Origin of the sequence: Ligilactobacillus salivarius (assembly GCF_035231985.1) — a bacterium.
Classification (GTDB): Bacteria; Bacillota; Bacilli; order Lactobacillales; family Lactobacillaceae; genus Ligilactobacillus; species Ligilactobacillus salivarius.
Genome location: NZ_CP117983.1, coordinates 302,037 through 324,087, shown reverse-complemented (window position 1 = coordinate 324,087; position 22,051 = coordinate 302,037). Strand labels below are relative to the sequence as shown.

General features: G+C 32.7%; 21 protein-coding genes. 5 read left to right on the top strand and 16 right to left on the bottom strand.

Annotated elements, in window-relative coordinates; translation table 11 throughout:
• The first annotated feature begins 322 nt into the window (after positions 1-322).
• A complete protein-coding gene (locus PTA89_RS01350; RefSeq protein ID WP_324177268.1) occupies positions 323-1,534 on the top strand; it encodes an argininosuccinate synthase in 1,212 nt (403 codons plus the stop codon).
• Positions 1,535-1,557: 23 nt separating this feature from the next.
• On the top strand, positions 1,558-2,940 hold the full coding sequence (gene argH, locus PTA89_RS01345) for an argininosuccinate lyase (protein WP_003701659.1): 1,383 nt from the start codon (positions 1,558-1,560) through the stop codon (positions 2,938-2,940).
• Positions 2,941-2,991: 51 nt separating this feature from the next.
• Here argH and PTA89_RS01340 read toward each other — a convergent pair whose 3' ends face one another.
• Entirely contained in the window at positions 2,992-4,299 is a 1,308-nt protein-coding gene (locus tag PTA89_RS01340) for an ammonium transporter (RefSeq protein ID WP_324177267.1), read from the bottom strand.
• A 215-nt stretch (positions 4,300-4,514) separates the two neighbouring features.
• Here PTA89_RS01340 and ispE point away from each other — a divergent pair, with 215 nt between their 5' ends.
• Positions 4,515-5,384 (top strand): 4-(cytidine 5'-diphospho)-2-C-methyl-D-erythritol kinase, encoded by an 870-nt coding sequence (gene ispE, locus PTA89_RS01335; RefSeq protein ID WP_003699663.1) that lies wholly within the window; start codon positions 4,515-4,517, stop codon positions 5,382-5,384.
• Between the two features lie 38 nt (positions 5,385-5,422).
• Here ispE and PTA89_RS01330 read toward each other — a convergent pair whose 3' ends face one another.
• The 10 genes from PTA89_RS01330 to PTA89_RS01285 form a co-directional block, all read right to left on the bottom strand.
• Positions 5,423-5,893, bottom strand: a complete 471-nt coding sequence (locus PTA89_RS01330) for an arginine repressor (RefSeq protein WP_003702207.1) — start codon at positions 5,891-5,893, stop codon at positions 5,423-5,425.
• A 43-nt stretch (positions 5,894-5,936) separates the two neighbouring features.
• Positions 5,937-7,055, bottom strand: a complete 1,119-nt coding sequence (locus PTA89_RS01325) for an aminotransferase (RefSeq protein ID WP_003707040.1) — start codon at positions 7,053-7,055, stop codon at positions 5,937-5,939.
• 12 nt (positions 7,056-7,067) lie between these two features.
• Positions 7,068-7,916 (bottom strand): alpha/beta hydrolase, encoded by an 849-nt coding sequence (locus PTA89_RS01320; RefSeq protein ID WP_011475603.1) that lies wholly within the window; start codon positions 7,914-7,916, stop codon positions 7,068-7,070.
• A 95-nt stretch (positions 7,917-8,011) separates the two neighbouring features.
• Entirely contained in the window at positions 8,012-8,245 is a 234-nt protein-coding gene (locus PTA89_RS01315; protein ID WP_003704867.1) for a Veg family protein, read from the bottom strand.
• An 87-nt stretch (positions 8,246-8,332) separates the two neighbouring features.
• Entirely contained in the window at positions 8,333-9,223 is an 891-nt protein-coding gene (gene rsmA / locus PTA89_RS01310) for a 16S rRNA (adenine(1518)-N(6)/adenine(1519)-N(6))-dimethyltransferase RsmA (protein WP_324177266.1), read from the bottom strand.
• Between the two features lie 11 nt (positions 9,224-9,234).
• Positions 9,235-9,792, bottom strand: a complete 558-nt coding sequence (gene rnmV / locus PTA89_RS01305; RefSeq protein WP_080767637.1) for a ribonuclease M5 — start codon at positions 9,790-9,792, stop codon at positions 9,235-9,237.
• A 10-nt stretch (positions 9,793-9,802) separates the two neighbouring features.
• The gene (locus PTA89_RS01300; RefSeq protein ID WP_069468680.1) at positions 9,803-10,573 is read right to left on the bottom strand and encodes a TatD family hydrolase; all 771 of its coding nucleotides are present in this window, start codon (positions 10,571-10,573) and stop codon (positions 9,803-9,805) included.
• Between the two features lie 133 nt (positions 10,574-10,706).
• Positions 10,707-12,734, bottom strand: coding sequence for a methionine--tRNA ligase (metG, locus tag PTA89_RS01295; protein ID WP_014568129.1), 2,028 nt, complete (start codon positions 12,732-12,734; stop codon positions 10,707-10,709).
• A gap of 103 nt (positions 12,735-12,837) precedes the next feature.
• Complete coding sequence (locus PTA89_RS01290; protein ID WP_147759547.1) at positions 12,838-13,794, bottom strand: IpaB/EvcA family protein; 957 nt, start codon at positions 13,792-13,794, stop codon at positions 12,838-12,840.
• On the bottom strand, positions 13,794-15,059 hold the full coding sequence (locus PTA89_RS01285; protein ID WP_081561251.1) for a hydroxymethylglutaryl-CoA reductase, degradative: 1,266 nt from the start codon (positions 15,057-15,059) through the stop codon (positions 13,794-13,796). Before PTA89_RS01285 ends, PTA89_RS01290 begins: the two co-directional genes overlap by 1 nt.
• A 79-nt stretch (positions 15,060-15,138) precedes the next feature.
• Here PTA89_RS01285 and PTA89_RS01280 point away from each other — a divergent pair, with 79 nt between their 5' ends.
• On the top strand, positions 15,139-15,942 hold the full coding sequence (locus PTA89_RS01280; protein ID WP_268857706.1) for a substrate-binding periplasmic protein: 804 nt from the start codon (positions 15,139-15,141) through the stop codon (positions 15,940-15,942).
• Between the two features lie 36 nt (positions 15,943-15,978).
• Here the strand turns inward: PTA89_RS01280 and PTA89_RS01275 are convergent, their stop codons facing one another.
• From PTA89_RS01275 to trpS, 5 genes are all read right to left on the bottom strand, one after another.
• The gene (locus PTA89_RS01275; protein ID WP_268857705.1) at positions 15,979-16,626 is read right to left on the bottom strand and encodes a TetR/AcrR family transcriptional regulator; all 648 of its coding nucleotides are present in this window, start codon (positions 16,624-16,626) and stop codon (positions 15,979-15,981) included.
• 12 nt (positions 16,627-16,638) lie between these two features.
• A complete protein-coding gene (locus PTA89_RS01270) occupies positions 16,639-17,751 on the bottom strand; it encodes an ABC transporter permease (RefSeq protein ID WP_268857704.1) in 1,113 nt (370 codons plus the stop codon).
• A gap of 2 nt (positions 17,752-17,753) precedes the next feature.
• The gene (locus tag PTA89_RS01265; protein ID WP_268857703.1) at positions 17,754-18,479 is read right to left on the bottom strand and encodes an ABC transporter ATP-binding protein; all 726 of its coding nucleotides are present in this window, start codon (positions 18,477-18,479) and stop codon (positions 17,754-17,756) included.
• A 126-nt stretch (positions 18,480-18,605) separates the two neighbouring features.
• Positions 18,606-19,535 (bottom strand): Ppx/GppA phosphatase family protein, encoded by a 930-nt coding sequence (locus PTA89_RS01260; RefSeq protein WP_069468687.1) that lies wholly within the window; start codon positions 19,533-19,535, stop codon positions 18,606-18,608.
• Between the two features lie 88 nt (positions 19,536-19,623).
• On the bottom strand, positions 19,624-20,643 hold the full coding sequence (trpS, locus tag PTA89_RS01255) for a tryptophan--tRNA ligase (RefSeq protein ID WP_003699680.1): 1,020 nt from the start codon (positions 20,641-20,643) through the stop codon (positions 19,624-19,626).
• Between the two features lie 317 nt (positions 20,644-20,960).
• Here trpS and PTA89_RS01250 point away from each other — a divergent pair, with 317 nt between their 5' ends.
• Entirely contained in the window at positions 20,961-21,986 is a 1,026-nt protein-coding gene (locus PTA89_RS01250) for a cation diffusion facilitator family transporter (protein ID WP_268857702.1), read from the top strand.
• Positions 21,987-22,051: the final 65 nt, after the last annotated feature.

Below are 22,051 nucleotides of genomic sequence, written 5' to 3'. Positions count from 1 at the left end.
GAAAGTAAAAATAAGAATTATTCAATTTTAGTTGATTTTTAATTTCTGATCTCATAATAAAATCTCCTCAGCAAATTGAATACCTATAATATACTCATGTAAGATTAAAAAGTCAACATTAAAATTAATTATTTTCACATTTAATTTTATAAATCACATCATCCGCCATACACTTATATGTATATTTAATACATAAAAGTGATTAAAAATGAATATTTTTGATTATTTTTACACTTTTTATTGATTTTTATTAAAAATACATGTATAGTGTAGTCAATGAATAGATTATGAATATTTTAATTTTATGAAAAGAGGAATTTACATGGAAAAAGAAAAAGTTGTTTTAGCATATTCTGGCGGTTTAGATACATCAGTTGAAATTGCTTGGTTAAAGAATAAAGATTATGACGTTATTGCATGTTGTATCGATGTCGGTGAAGGAAAAGATTTAGAAGCTATTAAGGAAAAAGGCTTAAAAGTCGGTGCAGTTGAATCAATCGTTATTGATGCTAAGCATGAATTTGCAGAAGAATACGTTCTTCCAGCATTACAAGGTCATGCTTACTATGAAAATAAATATCCTTTAGTATCTGCTTTATCTCGTCCTTTAATTGTAAAGAAACTTGTTGAAGTTGCTAAAGAACATGGTGCAACAGCTATTGCACATGGATGTACTGGTAAAGGAAATGATCAAGTTCGTTTTGAAGTTGGAATCCATGCATTAGTGCCTGAAATGAAAATAGAAGATCCTATCAGAGATTTACATTGGTCCAGAGAAGAAGAAATTGAATACGCTAAAGAAAATGGCATTCCCGTTCCTATCTCTAAGAAGAGTCCATACTCTATCGACGAAAACCTTTGGGGTAGAGCAAATGAATGTGGCATTTTAGAAGATCCATGGCAATCCGCACCTGCTGATGCTTACGATAGAACAGTTGCCTTAGAAGATACCCCTGACACACCTGATGTTATTGAAATTACTTTTGACAAAGGTGTTCCAACTAAGCTAGATGGTGAAGAATTACCACTTGAAGAACTTATCATGAAACTTGATAAATTAGCTGGTAAACATGGTATTGGTAGAATTGACCATGTTGAAAATAGACTTGTTGGTATTAAATCAAGAGAAGTTTATGAATGCCCAGCAGCAACTGTACTTTTGGCTGCACATAAGGATATGGAAGATTTAACTCATGAAAGAGATTTAGCTCATTTCAAACCAATTATTGAACAAAAATTGAGCGAATTAATTTACAATGGTCTTTGGTTCTCACCTTTAATGGACGCTATTCAAGCATTCTTAGCAGAAACTCAAAAAGTGGTTAATGGTGTCGTTAGAGTTAAATTATTCAAAGGCAATGTTATTTGCGAAGGTAGAAAATCCCCTAACTCTCTATATTCCGAAGAATTGGCTACTTATACTTCTGCTGATCAATTCGACCAAGAAGCTGCAGCTGGTTTCATCAAATTATGGGGATTACCAACACAAGTTTATGCTGAAGTTATGCAACAAAATGAGAAAAACAATAAGTAATTAGTAAAGGAGATAAATGATCTATGGCGATTAAAAAAATGTGGGGTGGACGTTTCCAAGAAGGTTCCAGTAAGTTAGTTGATGAATTCGGTGCTTCAATCTCATTTGATAAGCACATGGCTTATGAAGATTTAGAAGGCTCATTAGCACACGTAAAAATGTTGAAACATACTAATATTTTATCTGCTGATGATGCTGATAAAATCATCGCTGGTTTGCATATTTTACAAGACAAATTAGCTAATGGAGAATTGACTTTTTCTACTGAACTAGAAGATATTCATATGAATATGGAGTCCCTTCTAACTCAAGAAATTGGCGATGTTGCTGGAAAGCTTCATACTGCTAGAAGTCGTAATGATCAGGTAGCTACTGACCTACATTTATATTTAAAAAATCGTTTAGAAATCGTGATCGATGAAATTAAAAATCTCCAAAAAGTTATTGTAAAGAAAGCCGAAGAAAATGTTGAAACTGTTATGCCTGGTTATACACATTTGCAACATGCTCAACCTATTTCTTATGGTCATTACCTCATGGCATATTATCAAATGTTCCAAAGAGATATTGAACGTTTCGAATTCAATAAAAAGCATACTAACATTTCACCGTTAGGAGCCGCAGCATTAGCTGGTACAACTTTCCCTATTGATAGAGAATTTACCGCCAAAGAATTAGACTTCGATAATATTTATGCTAATTCTTTAGATGCTGTTTCCGATCGTGATTTTGTCCTAGAATTTCTAAGTAACGCCTCAATTCTCATGATGCACTTATCACGTTTTTGTGAAGAAATTATTCTCTGGTGCTCATACGAATTCGGCTATATTGAATTATCAGATAAATATTCTACTGGTTCTTCAATCATGCCTCAAAAGAAAAATCCTGATATGGCCGAACTTATTCGTGGAAAATCTGGCCGTGTTTATGGGCATCTAACTGCTCTACTCGCAACTATGAAGAGTTTGCCTTTAGCCTACAACAAAGACTTGCAAGAAGATAAAGAAGGAGTCTTTGATGCAGTTAAAACTGTTATTCCTAGTCTAAAGATTTTTGCTGGTATGTTAGATACACTAACTGTTAATAAAGATAAGATGCTACATGCAACTGAACATGACTTTTCTAACGCTACTGAATTAGCCGATTATCTTGCAACTAAAGGTATCCCATTTAGAAAAGCTCATGCTATCGTAGGACAATTAGTATTTGAAGGAATTGAAAATAATACAACTTTATCGGATATTCCTCTTGAAAAATACAAAGAAATTAACAGCGAAATTGGTGAGGATATTTACCAATTCCTACAATCTAAAGTTGCAGTTCAACGTCGCCATTCACTTGGTGGTACTGGTTTTGATCAAGTAAAACTACAAATTAAAAACGCTAAAAAACAACTTAATTTATAATCTTTTTTCATGAAAAAAGCAGCAAGACGAACTTGCTGCTTTTTATTATGGTTATCTTCTTTTTTCAAACTTAGATAATTGCCCTCTAAATTCGGCACGATATCTCCTAACGTCAGAAACATCGCTCTTCACATAAGAATCTACCTTTTCATTATGTTCAACTTTATCTAAGCCAATCAATTCTTCTTCACTTGTAACTCTCATCTTAACTAATTTTTTGCAACAAACTACTAAAATCGTAGATAAAATAATTACAAAAACAATTGTACAAACAGTTCCTAAAACTTGAATTAAAAACAAGTGCACCCCACCATATAATAATCCACTCTCAGAAATGTTTGAGTTTATTGCTTTATTCGCAAACACGCCTGTTAAAATCGAACCTAAAATCCCTGAAATTCCATGACATCCAAAGGCATCTAGCGGATCATCATATTTAAGTTTTGGCTTTATTTTTTCTACAAAAATAAAACTTACAATACTGCACAAAACTCCTATTATGATTGCTCCTAAAGTCGAAACATATGCTGCTGCAGGAGTTATTCCAACTAAACCACATAATGCTCCTGTACAAATCCCTACTAACGATGGTTTGGAATGAAATTTAAGATCCAATATCATCCACGCTATTAAGGAAGCACCAGTGGAAACCGTAGTTGTTAAGAAAGCTTGAATGGCTACTTTATCTATTCCTAAAGCTGAACCAACATTAAAACCATACCACCCTATCCAAAGTATACTTGTTCCAAGTAATACCCAAGGTAAATTATAGTGTTCGCTGTTTTCAATATTATATTTAATTCTAGGTCCTAGAAATATAGATATCACCAATGCAGTTATACCTGCATTAATATGTACAACTGTTCCACCAGCAAAATCCAGCATTCCAATTTTCCCTAATAAACCATCAGGACTCCAAACCATATGTACCATTGAATAATATACAAAAATTGACCATAACGATACAAACAAAATCAAAAAGTTAAATCTCATTCTCCCAACAACAGCTCCAACAAAAAGTGCTGGGGTAATAATCGAAAACATCATTTGAAATACTAGATATGTACCATTATCAATACCTAAACTTTTAGAATACATCTTCGTTAATTCATATCTACTTAGAAAGAAACTATGCCCCCAACCAAATATCCCAGATACATCTTTACCAAAACAAATTACATAACCTACAGAAACAAAGAGTAGAATTGCTAAGCCACTAATAACAAAAACAGAAAACATAGTATTAACGACATTCTTTTTAGAAACCAATCCCCCATAGAAAAATGCTAAACCAGGAGTCATAAAGAATACCAATATTGTCGAAATGAGAACAAAAGCTGTGTTTGCCTGATTAATCATAAAAAGCCCTCCTATGCCTTTGATGTCAAAAATTATAACATCAGAATAAATAAAATCAACTTTATTTTTAGATATATGTAACTTTTTATAACATAAAACATTAAAATTATTCTATTCTTTTCCTTATTTTCTATTTAAGTAATTTAACTTTTAAAATTCATTTTTCCTAAGTATAATATAAAGTAATAATTACTGATTAGAAACTAGGTGAGACTATGGAAATTTCGGAAAAAGCCCCTGCCAAACTTAATCTAAGTCTTGATACCCCTTTCCGTCATCAAGATGGCGAGCCCGAATGGCGTATGGTTATGACAGCAATCGACTTATCTGATTATGTTCATATTAAAACTATTCCTAACAGCAAAGAGATAACTGTACAAACTAATACCGGCTTTTTACCTTGTGATCAACGAAATTTAGCTTACCAAGCAGCAAAGCTTCTGCAATCTAAATTGGACAAACCAGAAGGCGTGGAAATAGAGATTGATAAACACATCCCTGTTTCTGCAGGTATGGGTGGTGGATCTGCTGATGCGGCTGCAGTTTTAAGAGGTTTAAATAAAATTTGGAATTTAAATATGTCACGTGAGGAGTTAGCAAAATTAGCTCTTACAATCGACTCTGATGTTCCATTTTGTGTATATAGCGAACCTGCCTTAGTAACTGGACGTGGTGAAAAAATCACTCCAATAGGTCCACTTCCACCAATGTGGTTAGTCATTGCTAAACCTCAAGCTAGTGTTTCAACTCCTACAATATTGCGACAAATTCATGAACAACACTTAAATCATCAAGAAGTTCAAAATGTTGTGTCCGCAATTAAGCAACAAAATTTTGATAAAATGTGTCGCCATATGGGGAATGCATTGGAACCCATTACTATGAAAAAATGCCCTGACATTATTAAAATCAAAGACAAAATGTTACAATTTGGAGCTGATGCTGCTCAGATGAGTGGTTCTGGTCCAACTGTCTTTGGTATTTCTCAAAAAAAATCTCGTGCTACTCACATTTATAATAGTTTACGTGGTTTTTGTAAGGAAGTTTATCTTGTCAGAGCGTTAGACTCGTTAACGACAAAATAAATAGGTTTGGCATCTTCGCCAAACCTATTTATTTGCTATTATTTCAAGTCATCATCCATATGTTCATAGATCATTTTATAAACAATTTCTGCATCTTCTTCATTTTTACTGAATACAACTACTGTATCATTTCCCGCCAAGGTTCCTGCAATCTCAGCTAACTCTAGGTCATCTAACTTCGCAGCTAAAATATTTGCGTAACTTGAATTTACAGTTGTTCTAATTAAATTAATAAAGTTTATTCGTTGGATTCCTAATACATTATCATTAATTTCTTGAAATAGACGTTCGTAATTTTTTTCTCCCTCTACCTTCATTTGCTTATAATATGTATTTCCATTTTGGTCACTTACTTTTACAATATTCAAAATTCTCATATCTCTTGAAATTGTAGCTTGTGTAACCTCAACTCCTTCAGCACGCAATAATTGTTGCAATTGCTCTTGAGTTGTTATCTTATTATCAGCAAAAAGTTGCTCCATCAATTCTCTTCTAGCTATTCTATTCACTTTGACACCACTTTCCTTCCTGCAAATTAAGTGTTAGTAATTATTAGTCAAATTTTCTCAAATATTCTGATAACTTCTCTAAACCTTGTTGTAGAATCTTAGGATTACAACAGTATCCTAATCTTGCATGTTGTGGTCTATCAAATGCAGTTCCCGGAACTAACAAAACACCTTTTTCTCTCAACAAATCTTCACAAAATGAATAATCATCTTGGGGAATATCTAGCTTTATAAATGATGTAGAAACTGAATGTGGTGTGCACCAACTTACTCGAGGCTCTGTTTTTAACCAATTTTCTACTATTTCTAAGTTATTCTTGACGATTTCTTCATTCCTTTGTAGAATTTTATCCCTATTTCTCAGTGCATGGACTGCCAAAGCATCATTTAATACACCACCACAAATAACTGTGTAATCACGGAACTTTCTAAATATATCCGCTACTTCTTTATTTGATGCTGTCCAACCTATTCTTAATCCAGGTAAAGAAAATGTCTTTGATAAAGAGTTTGTAGCAATTCCCTTATCATACATATCAACTATCGAAACAAATTTTCTATCTTTATTTAAAGGCATGTATACTTCATCAACTAATATATATGCATCCACTTCTTTAGCGATTTTAACAACTTCTTCCATAAAATCAGTGTCAAACACTGTTCCAGTCGGATTATTGGCATTGTTTAAGCAGATTAATTTAGTTTTAGGAGTTACCAATTCCTTCAATTCATCTATTTTAAAACTCCAGTCTTGTTTCTCATCCAAGTTCAACAATTTCACCTTAGCTCCTAAAGAGCGAGGAATATCATATAATTGTTGATATGAAGGAATCATCGAAATCACTTCATCCCCAGCTTCAACTAAAGCATATATTGCTAACATGTTAGCACCAGTTGCACCATTAGTCTGCAAAATATTATCGGCAGGCATATTTTGATATAGCTCTGCTACTAATTCTTTAAATTCAGGTGATCCTTCAATCCAACCATAATTTAATTTATCAGTACTATGTTGAGCAAAAAAATCCTCCACCTTTGTACCATCTAAACCAATTAATTCTTCTAATGTTAAAGAATCAATTGAACTTTGAGATATATCATATTTAGCACTTTTTTCCCACTTATTTAACCAGGCTTCTACACCAAATTCAGGAAGGTTCATCTTACATCCCCCTTATTTTTCTTTTTCCCACAATATTTGTTCTATTTCCTTTAAAACTTTTTCATCGCTATGCAAACCTGAATGACTTGTATCTTCAAAAGTCATCTGGCTATAATAGGCCCATTTAGGATTTACTATTTTCTGAAGAAATTCTGATTGTACATGTGGTACCGAACCATCAGTATTCTCGTTTTTTATCTCACCTAGGAAATTATAGAACTTTATCTTCGCTCTAAGTCTCAAATACTTAGTTTGCGCTACTAATTTTTGATAATTTCCATCAGTTGAGTGAATTTTCTTAGCTTTTTTATAACTAATATCATCAAAGCTCTCCTCTACTGGAACACCTAATAATATTACTCGAGAAAACTTTATCTCTTTTTGAAGTTTACTAGATCCAGCTAAGGCATGCAACCAAGCACTGCCACCCCAAGAATGGGCTATTACATTCATTTTATTTATATGATATTTATCATGTAAAATCAGCATTACATTAGTTAACCATTTTGTTTGTGGTCGGTAACTAGCAGTATAATTCCAATCAAACAAAACTTGTATCATCGCATTTTTCTTATTTTTTACAGTTCCATGTACTTTTACTTTTCCTGTTGGGCTAACATGGATTGTCATTGTTTTTTGTGCAACATTTTCATCTTGATATGTATCTATCATACGATTATATGTCCACTTATTTCCTGCCCAACCTGGAATCAATAAAGTTGGTGTATCACTATAATTTATATCATTGAGTAACTTATCTTCTCTCAATGGTTTGTTTTTACTAGGTAATAGACTTGTAATTTGAAATCCTACTAATACAAGTAAAATAATCAATACTATCTTTAAAATTATTTTTTTCACACCCCATCACCCGCATTTGTTCTGTAAAAAAGGCTGGGATAAAATCCCAACCCTATTATTTATCAATATTCTCTATCTCTTTTTTGGATGTCATCTTAACCAAAATTCAACTCAATGTTCTTAGTCAAAATATCGGTATAACTATAAGATACTCTTTCAACTGCATTTTCATCATGATTTAACTCGATTATAAAAACCGAAGGAAAAGTTTCACGCAAGACACCATGTTTAGTTTTTGACTTCTTACGTCCAAGTCGTGAGGTTATAGTTAGTGGTTCACCAATTTTGCCATCCAACTTAGCCTTAATGCTTGTTATTGTAATTGGCATATGTCCACCTCTTTGAAAGATAGTATACCATAGCTAATCAAAATAATCAATTTTATCACATTTTAGTTTTAGACTCAAGCTATTATTCTAATTAATCTCCATTTTCACTAGAGCATCTGATAAATTTATAAAGTCAGCTACTGTTAATTTTTCAGCTCTTATAGATTGTTTAACATCTGCAGCTTCCAAGGCTTGTAACATTTTTTCTTTAGTTTCAGGATCTTTTCCGTAAAGGCTTTGAAGATTATTCCATAAACTCTTTCTTCTATGCATAAAGCTACCCTTAACTAATTTCTTAAAATGTCTTTCATCCTGTGGTTCTTTAGGCTTAACTTTCTTTTTATTCAAAACAATAATTGCAGAATCCACATTAGGTTGTGGAACAAAGACTGTCTTAGGAACAATAAATGCAATTTCTGAATCCATTTCATATTGAACCGCAACAGATAAAGAACCATATGCCTTTGTTCCTGGATTTGCAGCTAATCTTTCAGCCACTTCTTTTTGCATCATTACTACAATTGTTTCAAATTCAATTCCTGAATCCAATAAGTGCATCAAAATAGGTGTAGTAATGTAATATGGCAAATTAGCAACTAATTTTAACTTATGACCTGTTTCAAAATGTTCAGCTATCAATGCCTTCAAGTCTGCTTTTAAAATATCTTGATGGACCACTTCAACATTTTCATATGGCGATAAAGTATCTGCCAAAACTGGTAGTAATCTATCATCAATTTCCAATGCCATAACTTTGTTAGCTCTTTTTGCTAATTGCTCTGTTAAAGCCCCAATTCCTGGTCCAATTTCAATTACATTATCTTCCTCACTGACTTCTGCTGCAGCTACAATATTTTTTAAAATATTAATATCTGTTAGGAAATTCTGACCTAGACTTTTCTTAAAGGTCAATCCATATGTTTCCATAATTGCTCTTGTTCGTGTTGGATTAGCAATTTCAGGTAATTCGTTTGCCATTATTTCACCTCTTAATAGTTATCTTCATTCTTTATATATTCTAGTGCTTTTTTAAACTCATCTGGTGTTATTTGGAATAATTTCAAGCGCTTATACAATTGTTTCCCATTTGTATAGCCTATTCTTAAATATTCACCTAATCTTCTGCGATATTCTTTAGCTTGTGGTCCAGATGTTAATCCCGCTACTGCTAAATCTTCCCTTGAGATTAGTGGCTCTCCATCAGGTACTTCTGTATATAGATGGGCAAGTGCCTCTCTTATCGCTTCAGGACTAGCATGTTCTACACCTAAACTACCTTTATGACTAGGAGCTGCATCATGCTTTGTCAAAAATGCATGTTTTACCCCTGGAACAGCTTCTGTAATTATCTTACGTATCTTTTCTCCAGAAAAATCAGGATCTGTAAAAACAATTACTCCACGTTTATCATATAAATCTTCAATTTGATCTAAAGTTTCGTCACTTATTGCCGATCCTCTTGTTTCTAAAGTATCAGCATTAACTGCCATTTGAATTCGTTTTGTATCATCTTTTCCTTCAACAACAATTACTTCTTTTATCTTCATTTTGTCGTTCTCATTCATTAATCTTTAAAACTCTTTCTGTATTTTTTCTTGTTATTTCAGCTAATTCTTCACTTGAAATTTCTCTTTTTTCTGCAATAAATTCAAGTGTATATCTTGTCATCGCTGGTTCATTCATTCTATTTCTATATGGCATTGGAGTTAAGTAAGGTGCATCAGTTTCAACTAACATATGCTCCAATGGTGTCATCATCATTGATTCTTGAACTTCCTTAGCACTCTTGAAAGTTACTACTCCACTATATGACAATTCCATACCTAAGTCCAAGAATTTCTCAGCCCAAGTGGTATCACCATTAAAACTGTGCATAATTCCGCCATTTTTTTGAATGTTCATATTCTTTAAAATTGCATAACAATCTTCAAATGCATCGCGATTATGCACACTTATTGGTAATTTAAGCTCTTGGGCCAAAGCTATTTGCTTTTCAAATACTTCATGTTGTACTTTTTTAGGGGAATCATGATAATAATCCAAACCTATTTCTCCCACAGCAACAAACTTTTCTAATTCCAAATATTTTCTTAATTCTTGTTCATACTCTGCATTGTAATTTAATGCATCTTCAGGATGACACCCTACCGCACCATAAATATGAGGATATTCTTGAATAATTTCTTGTAATTTTTTTCTACTATCGTCATCATATCCAATAACCAACATTTTAGTGACATCAAGTGCCTTGGCTCTTTCTATTACGTCAGGAATATCATTATCAAATTCATGTGAATTAATATGTGTATGCGAATCAAATATTTCCACTTTAAATTCCTCTCATAGTCTTCTATTTTACTTCTACAATCTTAACACACTTTTTTATTTACTAGCATTATTTTCAGCAAACAAAAAAACACTAACTTGTAAATTAAATTACAAATTAGTGTTTCTTGAATCATTATCCTACTAATGAACCATTTGGAATATTTTCTGAAACTGTAATTAATTGAACTGTTTCACCAAATTCTGCTGACAACAACATTCCTTGGCTAACTTCGCCTCTCATCTTACGAGGCTTCAAGTTAGTTACAGCAATAACTTTCTTTCCAACTAGTTCTTCTGGATTTGGATACCATTGAGCAATTCCAGAAAGAATTTGTCGGTCACCTTCATCGCCTGCATCCAATCTGAATTTCAAAAGCTTATCAGCACCTTCAACTTTAGACACTTCTTTAATTTCAGCAACTTTCAATTCAACTTTATCAAACTTATCAAATTTGATTTCGTCCTTAGTCAAAACTAAAGTTGTATTTTCAGGATCCCAGTTTTCTTTAGCTTTTTCAGCCATAGCTTTACGACCCTTAGCCTTTTCATTCTTAGTCATCTTAGACTTAATATATTCTTGTTCTTCTTCTACATCTAAACGTGGGAAGATAGGAGTCCCTTTAGCTACTACTTGTGCACCTGCAGGTAGGTCAAAGTATGAAACACCTTGAATTGCCATATCATCACTATTTAAGCCTAATTGTGCAAAAATTTCCTTAGGTGTGTGAGTCATGACAGGTTGAATCAAGATTGCAACTAAACGTAATGAAGCTGCTAAGTGAGCTAACACACTATCTAATTCATCCTTCTTAGTTTCATCCTTAGCTAAAATCCAAGGTTCTGTTTCATCAATATATTTATTAGAACGAGCAACTAATTTCCAAACTTCATCTAAAGCATTGGAGAAATGAACACTATCCATTTGTTCTTCAAAATTCTTGATAGTATTAGCAGCCACGTCTTCTAAATCTTTATCAAAAGCAGTTACTCCAGATTTCAATTCAGGAATTTGACCACCACGGTACTTGTTAATCATCGCAACTGTACGATTTAATAAGTTACCTAAGTCATTAGCTAAATCAAAATTAATCTTACCGATAAAGTCTTCAGGTGTAAATACACCATCGTTTCCAAAAGGAACGGCTCTCATTAAGTAGTAGCGCAATGCATCTAAACCATAACGTTCAACTATCATTTCTGGATAGACAACATTTCCCTTAGATTTTGACATCTTACCGTCACGCATTAATAACCAACCATGACCAATAATATGTTTTGGTAAAGGTAAATCTAAAGCCATTAAAATGATTGGCCAGTAAATAGTGTGGAAACGAACGATTTCTTTACCTACCATGTGGACATCTGCAGGCCAGTATTTCTTAAATAGACTATCATCGTCACCAGTTTCATATCCTAAAGCAGTAATATAGTTACATAAAGCATCAATCCATACATAAACTACATGCTCTGGATTAGAAGGAACTTTAACACCCCAATTGAAACTTGTACGAGTTAAGGCCAAATCTTCGAGTCCTGGTTTAATGAAGTTGTTTAACATTTCATTCTTTCTAGTATCAGGAATTATAAAGTCTGGATGTTCTTCATAGTATTTTACTAATCTATCAGCATATTTACTCATCTTAAAGAAGTAGCAATCTTCTTCAACAAGTTGCACTTCATGTCCAGATGGAGCCTTACCGCCAATCATGTTTCCATCTTCATCACGGTAAACTTCTGCTAATTGTGATTCTGTGAAATATTCTTCATCAGATACTGAATACCATCCACGATATTTACCTAAGTAGATATCACCTTTTGCCAATAATTTTTCAAAGATATTTTGAACAGCTTTTTCATGATAATCATCAGTTGTACGGATAAACTTATCATTTGTTATTTCTAGCTTTTTCCAAAGTTCTTTAATATCAGCAGCCATCTTATCTACGTATTCTTGTGGTTGCATTCCTAATGCTTGAGCCTTTTGCTCAATTTTCAACCCATGTTCATCTGTACCTGTTAAAAAGAATACGTCGTAACCTTGAAGTCGTTTGTAACGTGCTAACACATCACAAGCGATTGTTGTATATGAATTTCCAATGTGCAATTTACCAGATGGATAGTAAATTGGAGTTGTAATATAAAATGTTGGTTTTTCACCCATAGACGAATCAACTCTCCTTATTAATTTATCTCAATTAGATCTAAAAATATTTGCTAGATTTAGTATAGCATATAAACCCTTGATTTTAGTTAGTTAATCTTAATTAACGCTTTAAATATTCAATCCCAATTGAATCTAAGAAATCTGTTACTTTCATATTATAATATTCAACAAATTTCTTAGCGGAATCTTTACCTGGATCAGCTAATACAAATGAATTTTGTCCATCATTTTTCCATTGACCAACGTAAGCTGACTTAAATGTTAAATTATCATCTAATGGAGAATGAACAATATTAAATAATTGGCGAACTTGCAATCTCATTTGTCTTTCACTTAAAACAACTGATAAAGTAGCGAATTCTGTCATATTCATCGGTACCATTCCCAACTTACTCAATTCATCATCAAAAGCTTTAAATAACTTAACAACTGTTCTTCGAATTGCAAAAGCAGAATCCAAACTTCTTTCAATTAAAATTTCGTATAGTCTTTGCGCAGCCTCAAATGAAATTGGATAAAGTTCCATTAATTTGTCCTTAATAGAATCTTGCTCATCTTTAAAGAATAATAAGGTATCAAGTAAGGTTAAAATTCTTAAAACCATCCACTGATCGCGCTCTCCTTGTTCTGGTTTTAAAACTGAAAGAACGCCTTTAAAATATAATTCTTTGATTTCATCTGTCATCATTCCGAGTTCTGCTTGTTCACGATAGACATAGTCGTGCATTACAATATCGTACAATTCCAATCCTGTTGCCATGAACTTAGTATCTAAGTCTTTCTTTTTAGTTGTTAAATTAAATGAAATTTGTGGTGCTCCATTAAACATGTGTAAAAAGTGAAGTAATTCATGGGCTACAGTATAGTCAGGACGTGTCATATCATATATATCAATCATCAACTGTCCACCACGTAAATATTGTTGAGCCTGGTCATGGCGAACATATCCTAATTTAGAATCTTTTTTTACATTAATTCCTACACCTTCAGGAAAAATTTCCTCAATTTTCTTCATTAAACTTTTAGTAGCTTCACTGAAGTTAATTTCTTCTGTCATTATTTCCCCTCATTTCTTAAATTATCCAAAATTTCTTTAGCTGTACTCATATCTCGCTTATTTAACTTCTCTAATTCAGATACAACCAATGGTATTTCTTCTTCAGTTGCCCCAATTGAACTTACCAATGATTTCAACTGTAGACGCATATGTCCCTTTTGAATTCCTTCTGTTACCAAAGCATATAATGCAGCCAAATTTTGACCTAACCCTACTGATGCAACAACTTTTTCTAATTCAATTGCATTCTCTATTTCTAACAATTTATGGTTAACCTTTACTAAAGGAACGATCCCTATTGATCCCCCAACAGATCCAAGTGGTAGTGGTAAAGTAATTTCACCATGCAATGTGTCTCCAATAACTTTCCAAGTGCTTAAACCTCGATAGTTACCATCTTTGGCAGCATATGCATGAGCTCCAGCTTCAATTGCGCGCCAATCATTACCACTTGCGATAACTACTCCATCAATTCCATTCATAATTCCCTTATTATGTGTTGTAGCACGATACGGATCGATTTGTGCAATATAGCTTGCTTGGGCAATTTTCTCAGCAATCTTTTCTCCTGACATTCCATTTTTAGTCAATGAAGCAACTGGAATATCACATATAGCCGTTGCTAGACATTCAGTTGCATAATTAGATAGGATACTCATAACTACATCTTGTTCGTACTTCTCTCTAATCGTAGCTGCAATTGCTTCAAGCATTGTATTTAACATGTTAGCTCCCATAGCTTCTTGAACATCTACTGCTAAATCTATCGAGACAATACTCTTATCTAATTTACGTACTCTTATCCATCTTGCTCCTCCACCACGTCTAACAATAGATGGATGAGCTTGGTTGGCAATTTCTAACAATTCATCTTCGTTTTTTAAGATATCATCTTCGAATTTATCAACATCTTCAATTTTTTCAACAATGACTTGTCCTAGCATCAATCTTTGCTTTACAGATGCTTTAAATCCTCCCGACTTTTTTACAATACCTGCCCCATGGCTACTTGCTGCTATCACGGAAGGTTCTTCAGTTACCATAGGAATCAAATATTCTTTACCATTAATCACATAATTTAAAGCTAACCCTTCTGGCAATAAATACTGTGTTATAAAATTCTCAATTTGAGTCTCTCCTAAACTAACATCTATTGCTTGTGACTTTAATCTATCAATATCTTCCTGTGACAAAATTTCTTGTTTTTCAAGTACCTCAAGTCGTTCAGACCAACTTTTTTTATAATATTTTTTAAAACCTTCCATCTTTTTCGCACCTTTCTAAACATTAGACATCATCTATTATATAATAGATAAATAAAATATTCGATTAAGGGGAATTATTTTGAAAAAAGTTCTTATTTCTATATTATCAGGGATCATTCTCTCCTTGGTTATATTAATTTCAGCACCTACACATATTTCTGCTGATACTTTAAAAGTCGGTATTTTAGCTGATAATAAACCTTATAGCTATCTGACTAATAAAAAAGTAACTGGTTTTGAAGTAGAGCTAAGTAAAAAAATCGCTCAAGAAATGGATACTAATATCAAATTCGTTAAGGTTTCAGATCGCAAAAAATTACAAAAACTAGTTAGTGAGCATCAAATTGATCTTGCTTTAGGACAATTTGATAAGACTACACTTTCGTCTAAATTGATCACAACTAACACCTATTTATATCCACAAAATGTCTTGTTTACTGGCACACATCGCCATATTTCATCTGTTGAAGATTTACAAAATAAAAAAGTAGGTATTCTAGCTAATGGTAACCAACATCAACTTTTAACAAACCTACAAATGAAACCTAAAGTCTATAACAGTATATCTTCATTAATGAAGGCATTGGAAAATAAAAAAATAAAAGCTGGTATCCTCACAGACTATGAATATACAGCTTATCTTAATAAACATCCTGAATTGACTTCTGCTTATTTACAAGCACTTAATTCTACCAAGAAATCTGATTTACCTAAGCTGACTTTAACACGCATAAAAGATCCTCGAATCACCTCGCAACAATTAGTGGGAATTACTGATAAGAGGAATACTAAACTAAACCAAGCTTTAGATAAGTTAAAAGATGGTAATGACATTATAGACTTATCGCAAAAATACTTTTCACAGGATTTAACCAAACCATGATAAAAAAGATTGAAGCCTCATTACTTCAATCTTTTTTTATTCTAAACCACTTAATATTTGAGTTATAATCAGATCTAGATCTCTTTTTTCATCACAAGGGGCATTAGGGGCAAAAATAAATCGTTGTAAAAAGTATGCTATCATTGGCCCCGTTATTATTCTAACCAATACTATTGCATCATAATCTGGATGTTTGCTACCTACTAGTTTCCTAAATTCCGTAAATATTTCCTGATTACTTTTTATAGCTTCAACAAATCCTTCTGATACCATTTGTCTAATTTTAATTTTTGTTAGACTTTCTTGGATAAAGATTCTTAGTATCTGATGATTTTTCTTCATGAATTCAAATCGATTAATCACGATAAAAGTTACAATTTCTTTTAATGATTTATCACTTACCTCATTTACTTCACTAAAAAATTTACGTTGGAATTTTGGAAAAAGTTCAGTCGTAATTAGGTTTATGATTTCTAACAGTAACTTTTCCTTAGTTGAATAATATTTAAAAATGGTTGCTTCACTGATACCTGCATTTTTTGCAATTTGTGCTGTTGATGTTGCATCATACCCCTGCTTAGCAAACAAATTAATCGCCGATAATAAGGCTTTTTCCTGTCCATTCGTTAATTTCTTGTTACCTAAAATTTTTTCATAATCTTCTAAAATAGTCTTGTTTTCCATAACTCTCACCCATTAAACTTTTCTGTATCTTTTTAGGCCTAAAATATTCAAAATTAATAGAACTACTAAAAAGATTATCAATACTAGTATATCTTTTCCTACTTCTATTAGGCCAGCTCCTTGCATTATGATTGCAGATAAGGCTTCACCAGCATAAGTTAATGGTAAAACTTTCCCAATTCTTTGTGCCCAATCAGCCATTGAATCCAATGGAATGATACCCGAAAAGAAAATCTGAGGAACAACTACTAATGGAATGAATTGCATCATTTGAAATTCTGATGAAGCAAATGTTGATAGCAAAATACCAAAGGCTAGCGCGACAAATCCCAATAAAACTGCAATAATTATTACACTAAATATTGAGCCTATTATCTCAATGTCTAATAATTTAATTCCTACAACTGTTATCAGACTTGCTTGCGCCAATGCCATTAAGCCATAACCTAGCATATATCCATAAACTATTTCGCTTCTCTTTACAGGTGTAGCTAATAATCTTTCTAGAGTACCACTTATTCGTTCTTTTAATAGCGCCATTCCTGAAATTAAAAATACAAAGAAAAACACAAAAAATCCTATTAGTATTGGGGCCATCTTATCAAAAAAATTAGTTTTACTATTTCCATAATTATAATGATTTTTTATACTTATTTTTGATTTATTCATTTTAACAGACTCTTGTTGCCCAGTTAATTTCGCTATTACTTGTCCTTGTTTAACCACCATTGATTGTAATTTGGAAACATTATCCTTCATAAGGGCACTTTCTAATACTTTCTTTGCCATCACAGTTTTAGAAACATCTAGATTGGCATAAGTTACATCATACTGCTTACTTTTATAACTGATTACTCCGTCTAAGCTATTAGCATCTAAATCTTTTTTAGCATGTTTTTCACTTTTATATTTTTTTACGGTAATCCCATCTACTTGATCCATTTTTCGATTAATTTGATTGTTAACATCTATTGTTCCTATTGTTACTTTAGTTTTTGTACTTGCAGAAAACATCAAATTTAACAAACACAAGATCAACAATGGTGCAACAAACATCAGCAATACTGTACGCTTATCTCTAATCAATTCTATAACAACTTTTTTAGCAATCACTAAAGTCTTCATCGCTACTCACCCTCGACTTTCAAAAATACTTCTTCAATATTATTAACTTTATATTTATCTTCTAATTTCTTATGTTTATCAAAGGCTATGATTTTTCCCTCAAAAAGAAGTGCTACCCTATCTGTCAGCTCAGCTTCAGACATAACATGTGTTGTTACAAGAATACTTCTCCCCTCATCTCTTAATTTAGCTAATTCTTTCCATATTTTAAGTCTCAGAGCAGGGTCAATTCCAACTGTTGGTTCATCTAAAATAATTATTTTAGGTTTTGCTAGTAAAGCTATTGCTAGTGATAATCTTCGTTTCATCCCACCAGAATATCCTGAAACCTTCTTATCCAAATAATTAGTTAAATCAACAACTTCAGCAACATATTCTATTTCTTTTTGCAATTCTTTCTTCGCAACGTCTTTCATATAACCAAAAAAACTTAAATTCTCCCTAGCTGTCATTGATTCATAAAGCGCATCTGATTGAGCCATATAACCAATATCTGCTAATAATTTTCGATTAGGCATTCTCTTTTCTAAAATTAAAGCCTCACCTTCGTCAGCTTTTTCCATACCCAATAGAATTTTGATAGTTGTTGATTTTCCTGAGCCAGACGGACCAATCAAACCTACTATTTCTCCTGAATTTACTGTTAAATTAACAGAATTTAAGACATTATCATTTCCAAATTTCTTCTTTATATTTTGTAATTGTATTCTCTGGTTATTTATTTTCATTTTTTTCGCCTCCAAAAGTAAGTATTTACTCACTAATTCACTCTGAATTATAGTGAGTATTTACTCACTTATCAATAAAAAAAGAACTTTAAAAGAGTGAAAACTCTTTTAAAGCTCTTCAAGTAACTATTTTTCAGCTAACAATTCAAAGATGATACCTTCACGGACTCCACTCTCAGAAAACATCACATATGGACTTTCGCATTGTAACATTAACTGCATAACAGGAGTAAGTCCACCTATTATGATGTCTGCACGGCTACTTTCATCCCCTAAATCTGTAGCTCTCTCAGTTTTGTCCATATCTAACCACTTACGATATATTCTTTGAAATTCTTCTTTATATACACGGAAGTTATGAATATTAGTAGTATCTTTTTCATCTAACTTACCTAATTTTTTACGCGCAACAGTACGATTAGCCCCACCTAAAAGCACCAATGGTAAATCTTTAGCTTCAGATAGCCAAGGTAGTTTTTTAGCAAACAATTCTCGGAGAAAAACTTCAAACTCAAATAAATTTCCAGCATTTATTTTATCTTGTGTTTGAAATTTCTCAGTTAAACTAACTGCTCCATACTGAATACTGATTAAATTCAAGGCTTTTTTATTTTTCATTAAAATAACCTCAAAGCTACCCCCGCCCATATCACAGATGACAGCATCCTTAACATCTAAACAATTAGCTACTCCTACATAATCATAGTAAGCCTCAGCAGAACCAGATAAAATTTCTACTTCTACGCCTGTCAAAGACTTTATTTTCTCTAAAAATTCTTCTTTATTCTCAGCTACTCTAACTGCCGCTGTTGCAATTCCTTTAATCTTTAAATTAGGTAAATTCTCATAATGTTTCTGAAATTTTCTAACAGCATCCAGCGTTCTTTCAATTGCGTCAGCCTGCAACACTTTCTTTTCAGAATTTCCCATACCTTCCGCCATACGTGTCATTTCCTTAGCACGAAAAACTTCTCGGTACTTACCTTCATCACTAACTTCATTAATCGACAACCTTGTAGAATTAGAACCAAAGTCCAAAATTACTAAATTCTGCATCTCTGCCACCCCATATTTAAGATACACATATTGTAACACATTTTATAATAGTAATTTCATTTTAATTTAATAAATATGGCAATTCTACTTAAATATTGTCGAAGTAATTTACCCCGATTGCTCTACGTACTTCTTCTAAAGTTTTATTAGCGACTTCGTTTGCTTTTTCGCTACCTTCCTTAAGCATTGCATATACAGCTGGAATATCTTTTGCAAATTCTTCACGTCTAGCACGGATAGGTCCTAATTCAGCTTCTAAGACTTCATTCAAGTAACGCTTAATCTTAACGTCACCTAATCCACCAGCACGATATTGTTCTTTTAATTCTGCAACCTTGTCTTTGTCTTTATCAAAAATATCAAGATATGTGAAGACCATATTACCTTCTACTTTTCCTGGATCTTCTACGTGAATATGGTTAGGATCTGTGTACATTGACATTACTTTTTTACGTAATGTATCAGCATCATCAGATAAGTAAATAGCATTATTTAAAGATTTACTCATCTTTGCATTTCCATCTAAACCTGGTAAACGTCCAGATCCCTTAGGTGCAAATACACCTTGAGGTTCAACTAATACTTCGCCATAAATTGAATTGAAGGTTCTTACAATTTCACGAGTTTGTTCCAACATAGGTTCTTGATCATCACCAACTGGAACTAAATTAGCCTTAAAAGCTGTAATATCAGCAGCTTGGCTAACAGGGTAAGTGAAAAATCCAGCTGGAATTGAGCGTTCAAAATGTTTTTGTTGAATTTCAGCTTTTACAGTTGGATTACGTTCAAGACGTGAAACAGTTACTAAGTTTAAGTAATACAAATTCAATTCTGCTAATGCTGGAATTTGTGATTGCACAAAGATTGTTGATTTTTTAGGATCTAGTCCTACTGCCAAATAGTCTAATGCTACTTGTATTAATGAATTTTTTATTTTTTCAGGATCACGTGCATTGTCAGTCAAAGCTTGTTGATCAGCAATCATAATGTATGAATCATACTTTCCTGAATTTTGCATAGAAACACGTTTTTTCAATGAACCAATATAATGTCCCACATGTAATTTTCCAGTAGGTCTATCACCTGTTAAAATAATTTCTTTTGCCATAAAAATCCTCCTTAATAAAAAAGTCCTACTCATAAATATGAATAGGACGAACAAAGCCGTGGTACCACCTAATTTGCATAAAATGCCACTTAATTAAATATCAAATTTACTTTCTTCTACCAAGCCCCACTTCGATTTACTTGCTTATTTTCAGCTACCTAAGCTCTCTGTCATTGCTCATCTACTTTACTTGTTCAATGAAGATTACTCTTCCATTCTAATTTACTATTCAACTAAAGTAAAGGATTATTAACAGTAAAATGAAAATGCTTTATAATAGAAATATATTTACTTTTCTTAATCGAGGGAAGATATACATGAGTAAAATTAAGAAACATTTACAAGAAGAATTTGAAGATTGGGAAAGAGAACAACTGAAACAGCTACACAGTTTAAATGCTGCTTGGCGTCATTTAATTCTGAATGTTTTAGCATATCTTTCAATTTCTATCATTGAATATTTTTTAGCTGAAATTAGTAACTCTCAAACTTTACGTGCTGATGCTTTTAATAATATTTCTGGAATCGTATCTACAATGTTATTAATGATAGGAATTCACATTGCTAGAGACATTGATGACGATGACATTGCTGGAATGGCTCCCTTGCCTAAATTGAATATGTCGCAAAGAGGAAATGATCAAAGAGTTCAATTTACACGTTTCCGATATGAAACAGTCTTTACCCTTGTAACTGGAGTTGTTATGATTGGGATTGCCATCAGTGTTATCTCCACTGGTATCATTAATCTTTGGAAACCAGATAAACGTGTCATTCCTGAACCAATTGCTCTTGTTGGGGCTGGTATCGCTACTGTAATCATGTTAATTGTTTGGTATCTTAATCGCAGAGCTGGTAGAAAATTGCAAAATGCAGCTTTAAGTGCTTCTGCTCAAGATAGTTTAAGCGATGCTTTTACTAGTATTGGTACTCTAATCTCTATTTCCGGTGCTTTAATATTTAAGATCACCTGGCTTGATGGTGCTACTAGTATTTTAGTTGGTTTATTCATTTTATATTCTGGGTTTAAAATCTTTATGGATAGCAGTCTTAATTTAGTAGATTATTTTGATCCGGAAGTTGAAGAAGAATATCGAAATGTTGTTTTAAGCGTTCCAGGTGTAGCTCATCTTTCTGAACTGAAGGCGCACTATAATGGTAATATTGTTAGTTTGGATATTGTTGTTATGGTTAATGCTAAAATGTCCGTTTTAGATAGTTATCGTATTGCAGAAAATATTGAAAGAATTATGCATCATAGATTTGGAATTATGGATACTGATGTTGCTTTTATTCCTGATCCGAGTTCAATTGATGACGATGAAATTAAGGATAAATTTTAAAAAGAGTTTAAATTGATTACTTCAATTTGAACTTTTTTTCTTTAGGTGGCAAATACTTGCTACTA

Bases quoted from the DNA above. Each gene is read 5' to 3' on its own strand.
- PTA89_RS01350 (WP_324177268.1), top strand. From the start codon at position 323: ATGGAAAAAGAAAAAGTTGTTTTAGCATATTCTGGCGGTTTAGATACA.
- argH (WP_003701659.1), top strand. From the start codon at position 1,558: ATGGCGATTAAAAAAATGTGGGGTGGACGTTTCCAAGAAGGTTCCAGT.
- PTA89_RS01340 (WP_324177267.1), bottom strand. From the start codon at position 4,299: ATGATTAATCAGGCAAACACAGCTTTTGTTCTCATTTCGACAATATTG.
- ispE (WP_003699663.1), top strand. From the start codon at position 4,515: ATGGAAATTTCGGAAAAAGCCCCTGCCAAACTTAATCTAAGTCTTGAT.
- PTA89_RS01325 (WP_003707040.1), bottom strand. From the start codon at position 7,055: ATGAACCTTCCTGAATTTGGTGTAGAAGCCTGGTTAAATAAGTGGGAA.
- PTA89_RS01315 (WP_003704867.1), bottom strand. From the start codon at position 8,245: ATGCCAATTACAATAACAAGCATTAAGGCTAAGTTGGATGGCAAAATT.
- rsmA (WP_324177266.1), bottom strand. From the start codon at position 9,223: ATGGCAAACGAATTACCTGAAATTGCTAATCCAACACGAACAAGAGCA.
- rnmV (WP_080767637.1), bottom strand. From the start codon at position 9,792: ATGAAGATAAAAGAAGTAATTGTTGTTGAAGGAAAAGATGATACAAAA.
- metG (WP_014568129.1), bottom strand. From the start codon at position 12,734: ATGGGTGAAAAACCAACATTTTATATTACAACTCCAATTTACTATCCA.
- PTA89_RS01290 (WP_147759547.1), bottom strand. From the start codon at position 13,794: ATGACAGAAGAAATTAACTTCAGTGAAGCTACTAAAAGTTTAATGAAG.
- PTA89_RS01285 (WP_081561251.1), bottom strand. From the start codon at position 15,059: ATGGAAGGTTTTAAAAAATATTATAAAAAAAGTTGGTCTGAACGACTT.
- PTA89_RS01275 (WP_268857705.1), bottom strand. From the start codon at position 16,626: ATGGAAAACAAGACTATTTTAGAAGATTATGAAAAAATTTTAGGTAAC.
- PTA89_RS01270 (WP_268857704.1), bottom strand. From the start codon at position 17,751: ATGAAGACTTTAGTGATTGCTAAAAAAGTTGTTATAGAATTGATTAGA.
- PTA89_RS01265 (WP_268857703.1), bottom strand. From the start codon at position 18,479: ATGAAAATAAATAACCAGAGAATACAATTACAAAATATAAAGAAGAAA.
- PTA89_RS01260 (WP_069468687.1), bottom strand. From the start codon at position 19,535: ATGCAGAATTTAGTAATTTTGGACTTTGGTTCTAATTCTACAAGGTTG.
- trpS (WP_003699680.1), bottom strand. From the start codon at position 20,643: ATGGCAAAAGAAATTATTTTAACAGGTGATAGACCTACTGGAAAATTA.
- PTA89_RS01250 (WP_268857702.1), top strand. From the start codon at position 20,961: ATGAGTAAAATTAAGAAACATTTACAAGAAGAATTTGAAGATTGGGAA.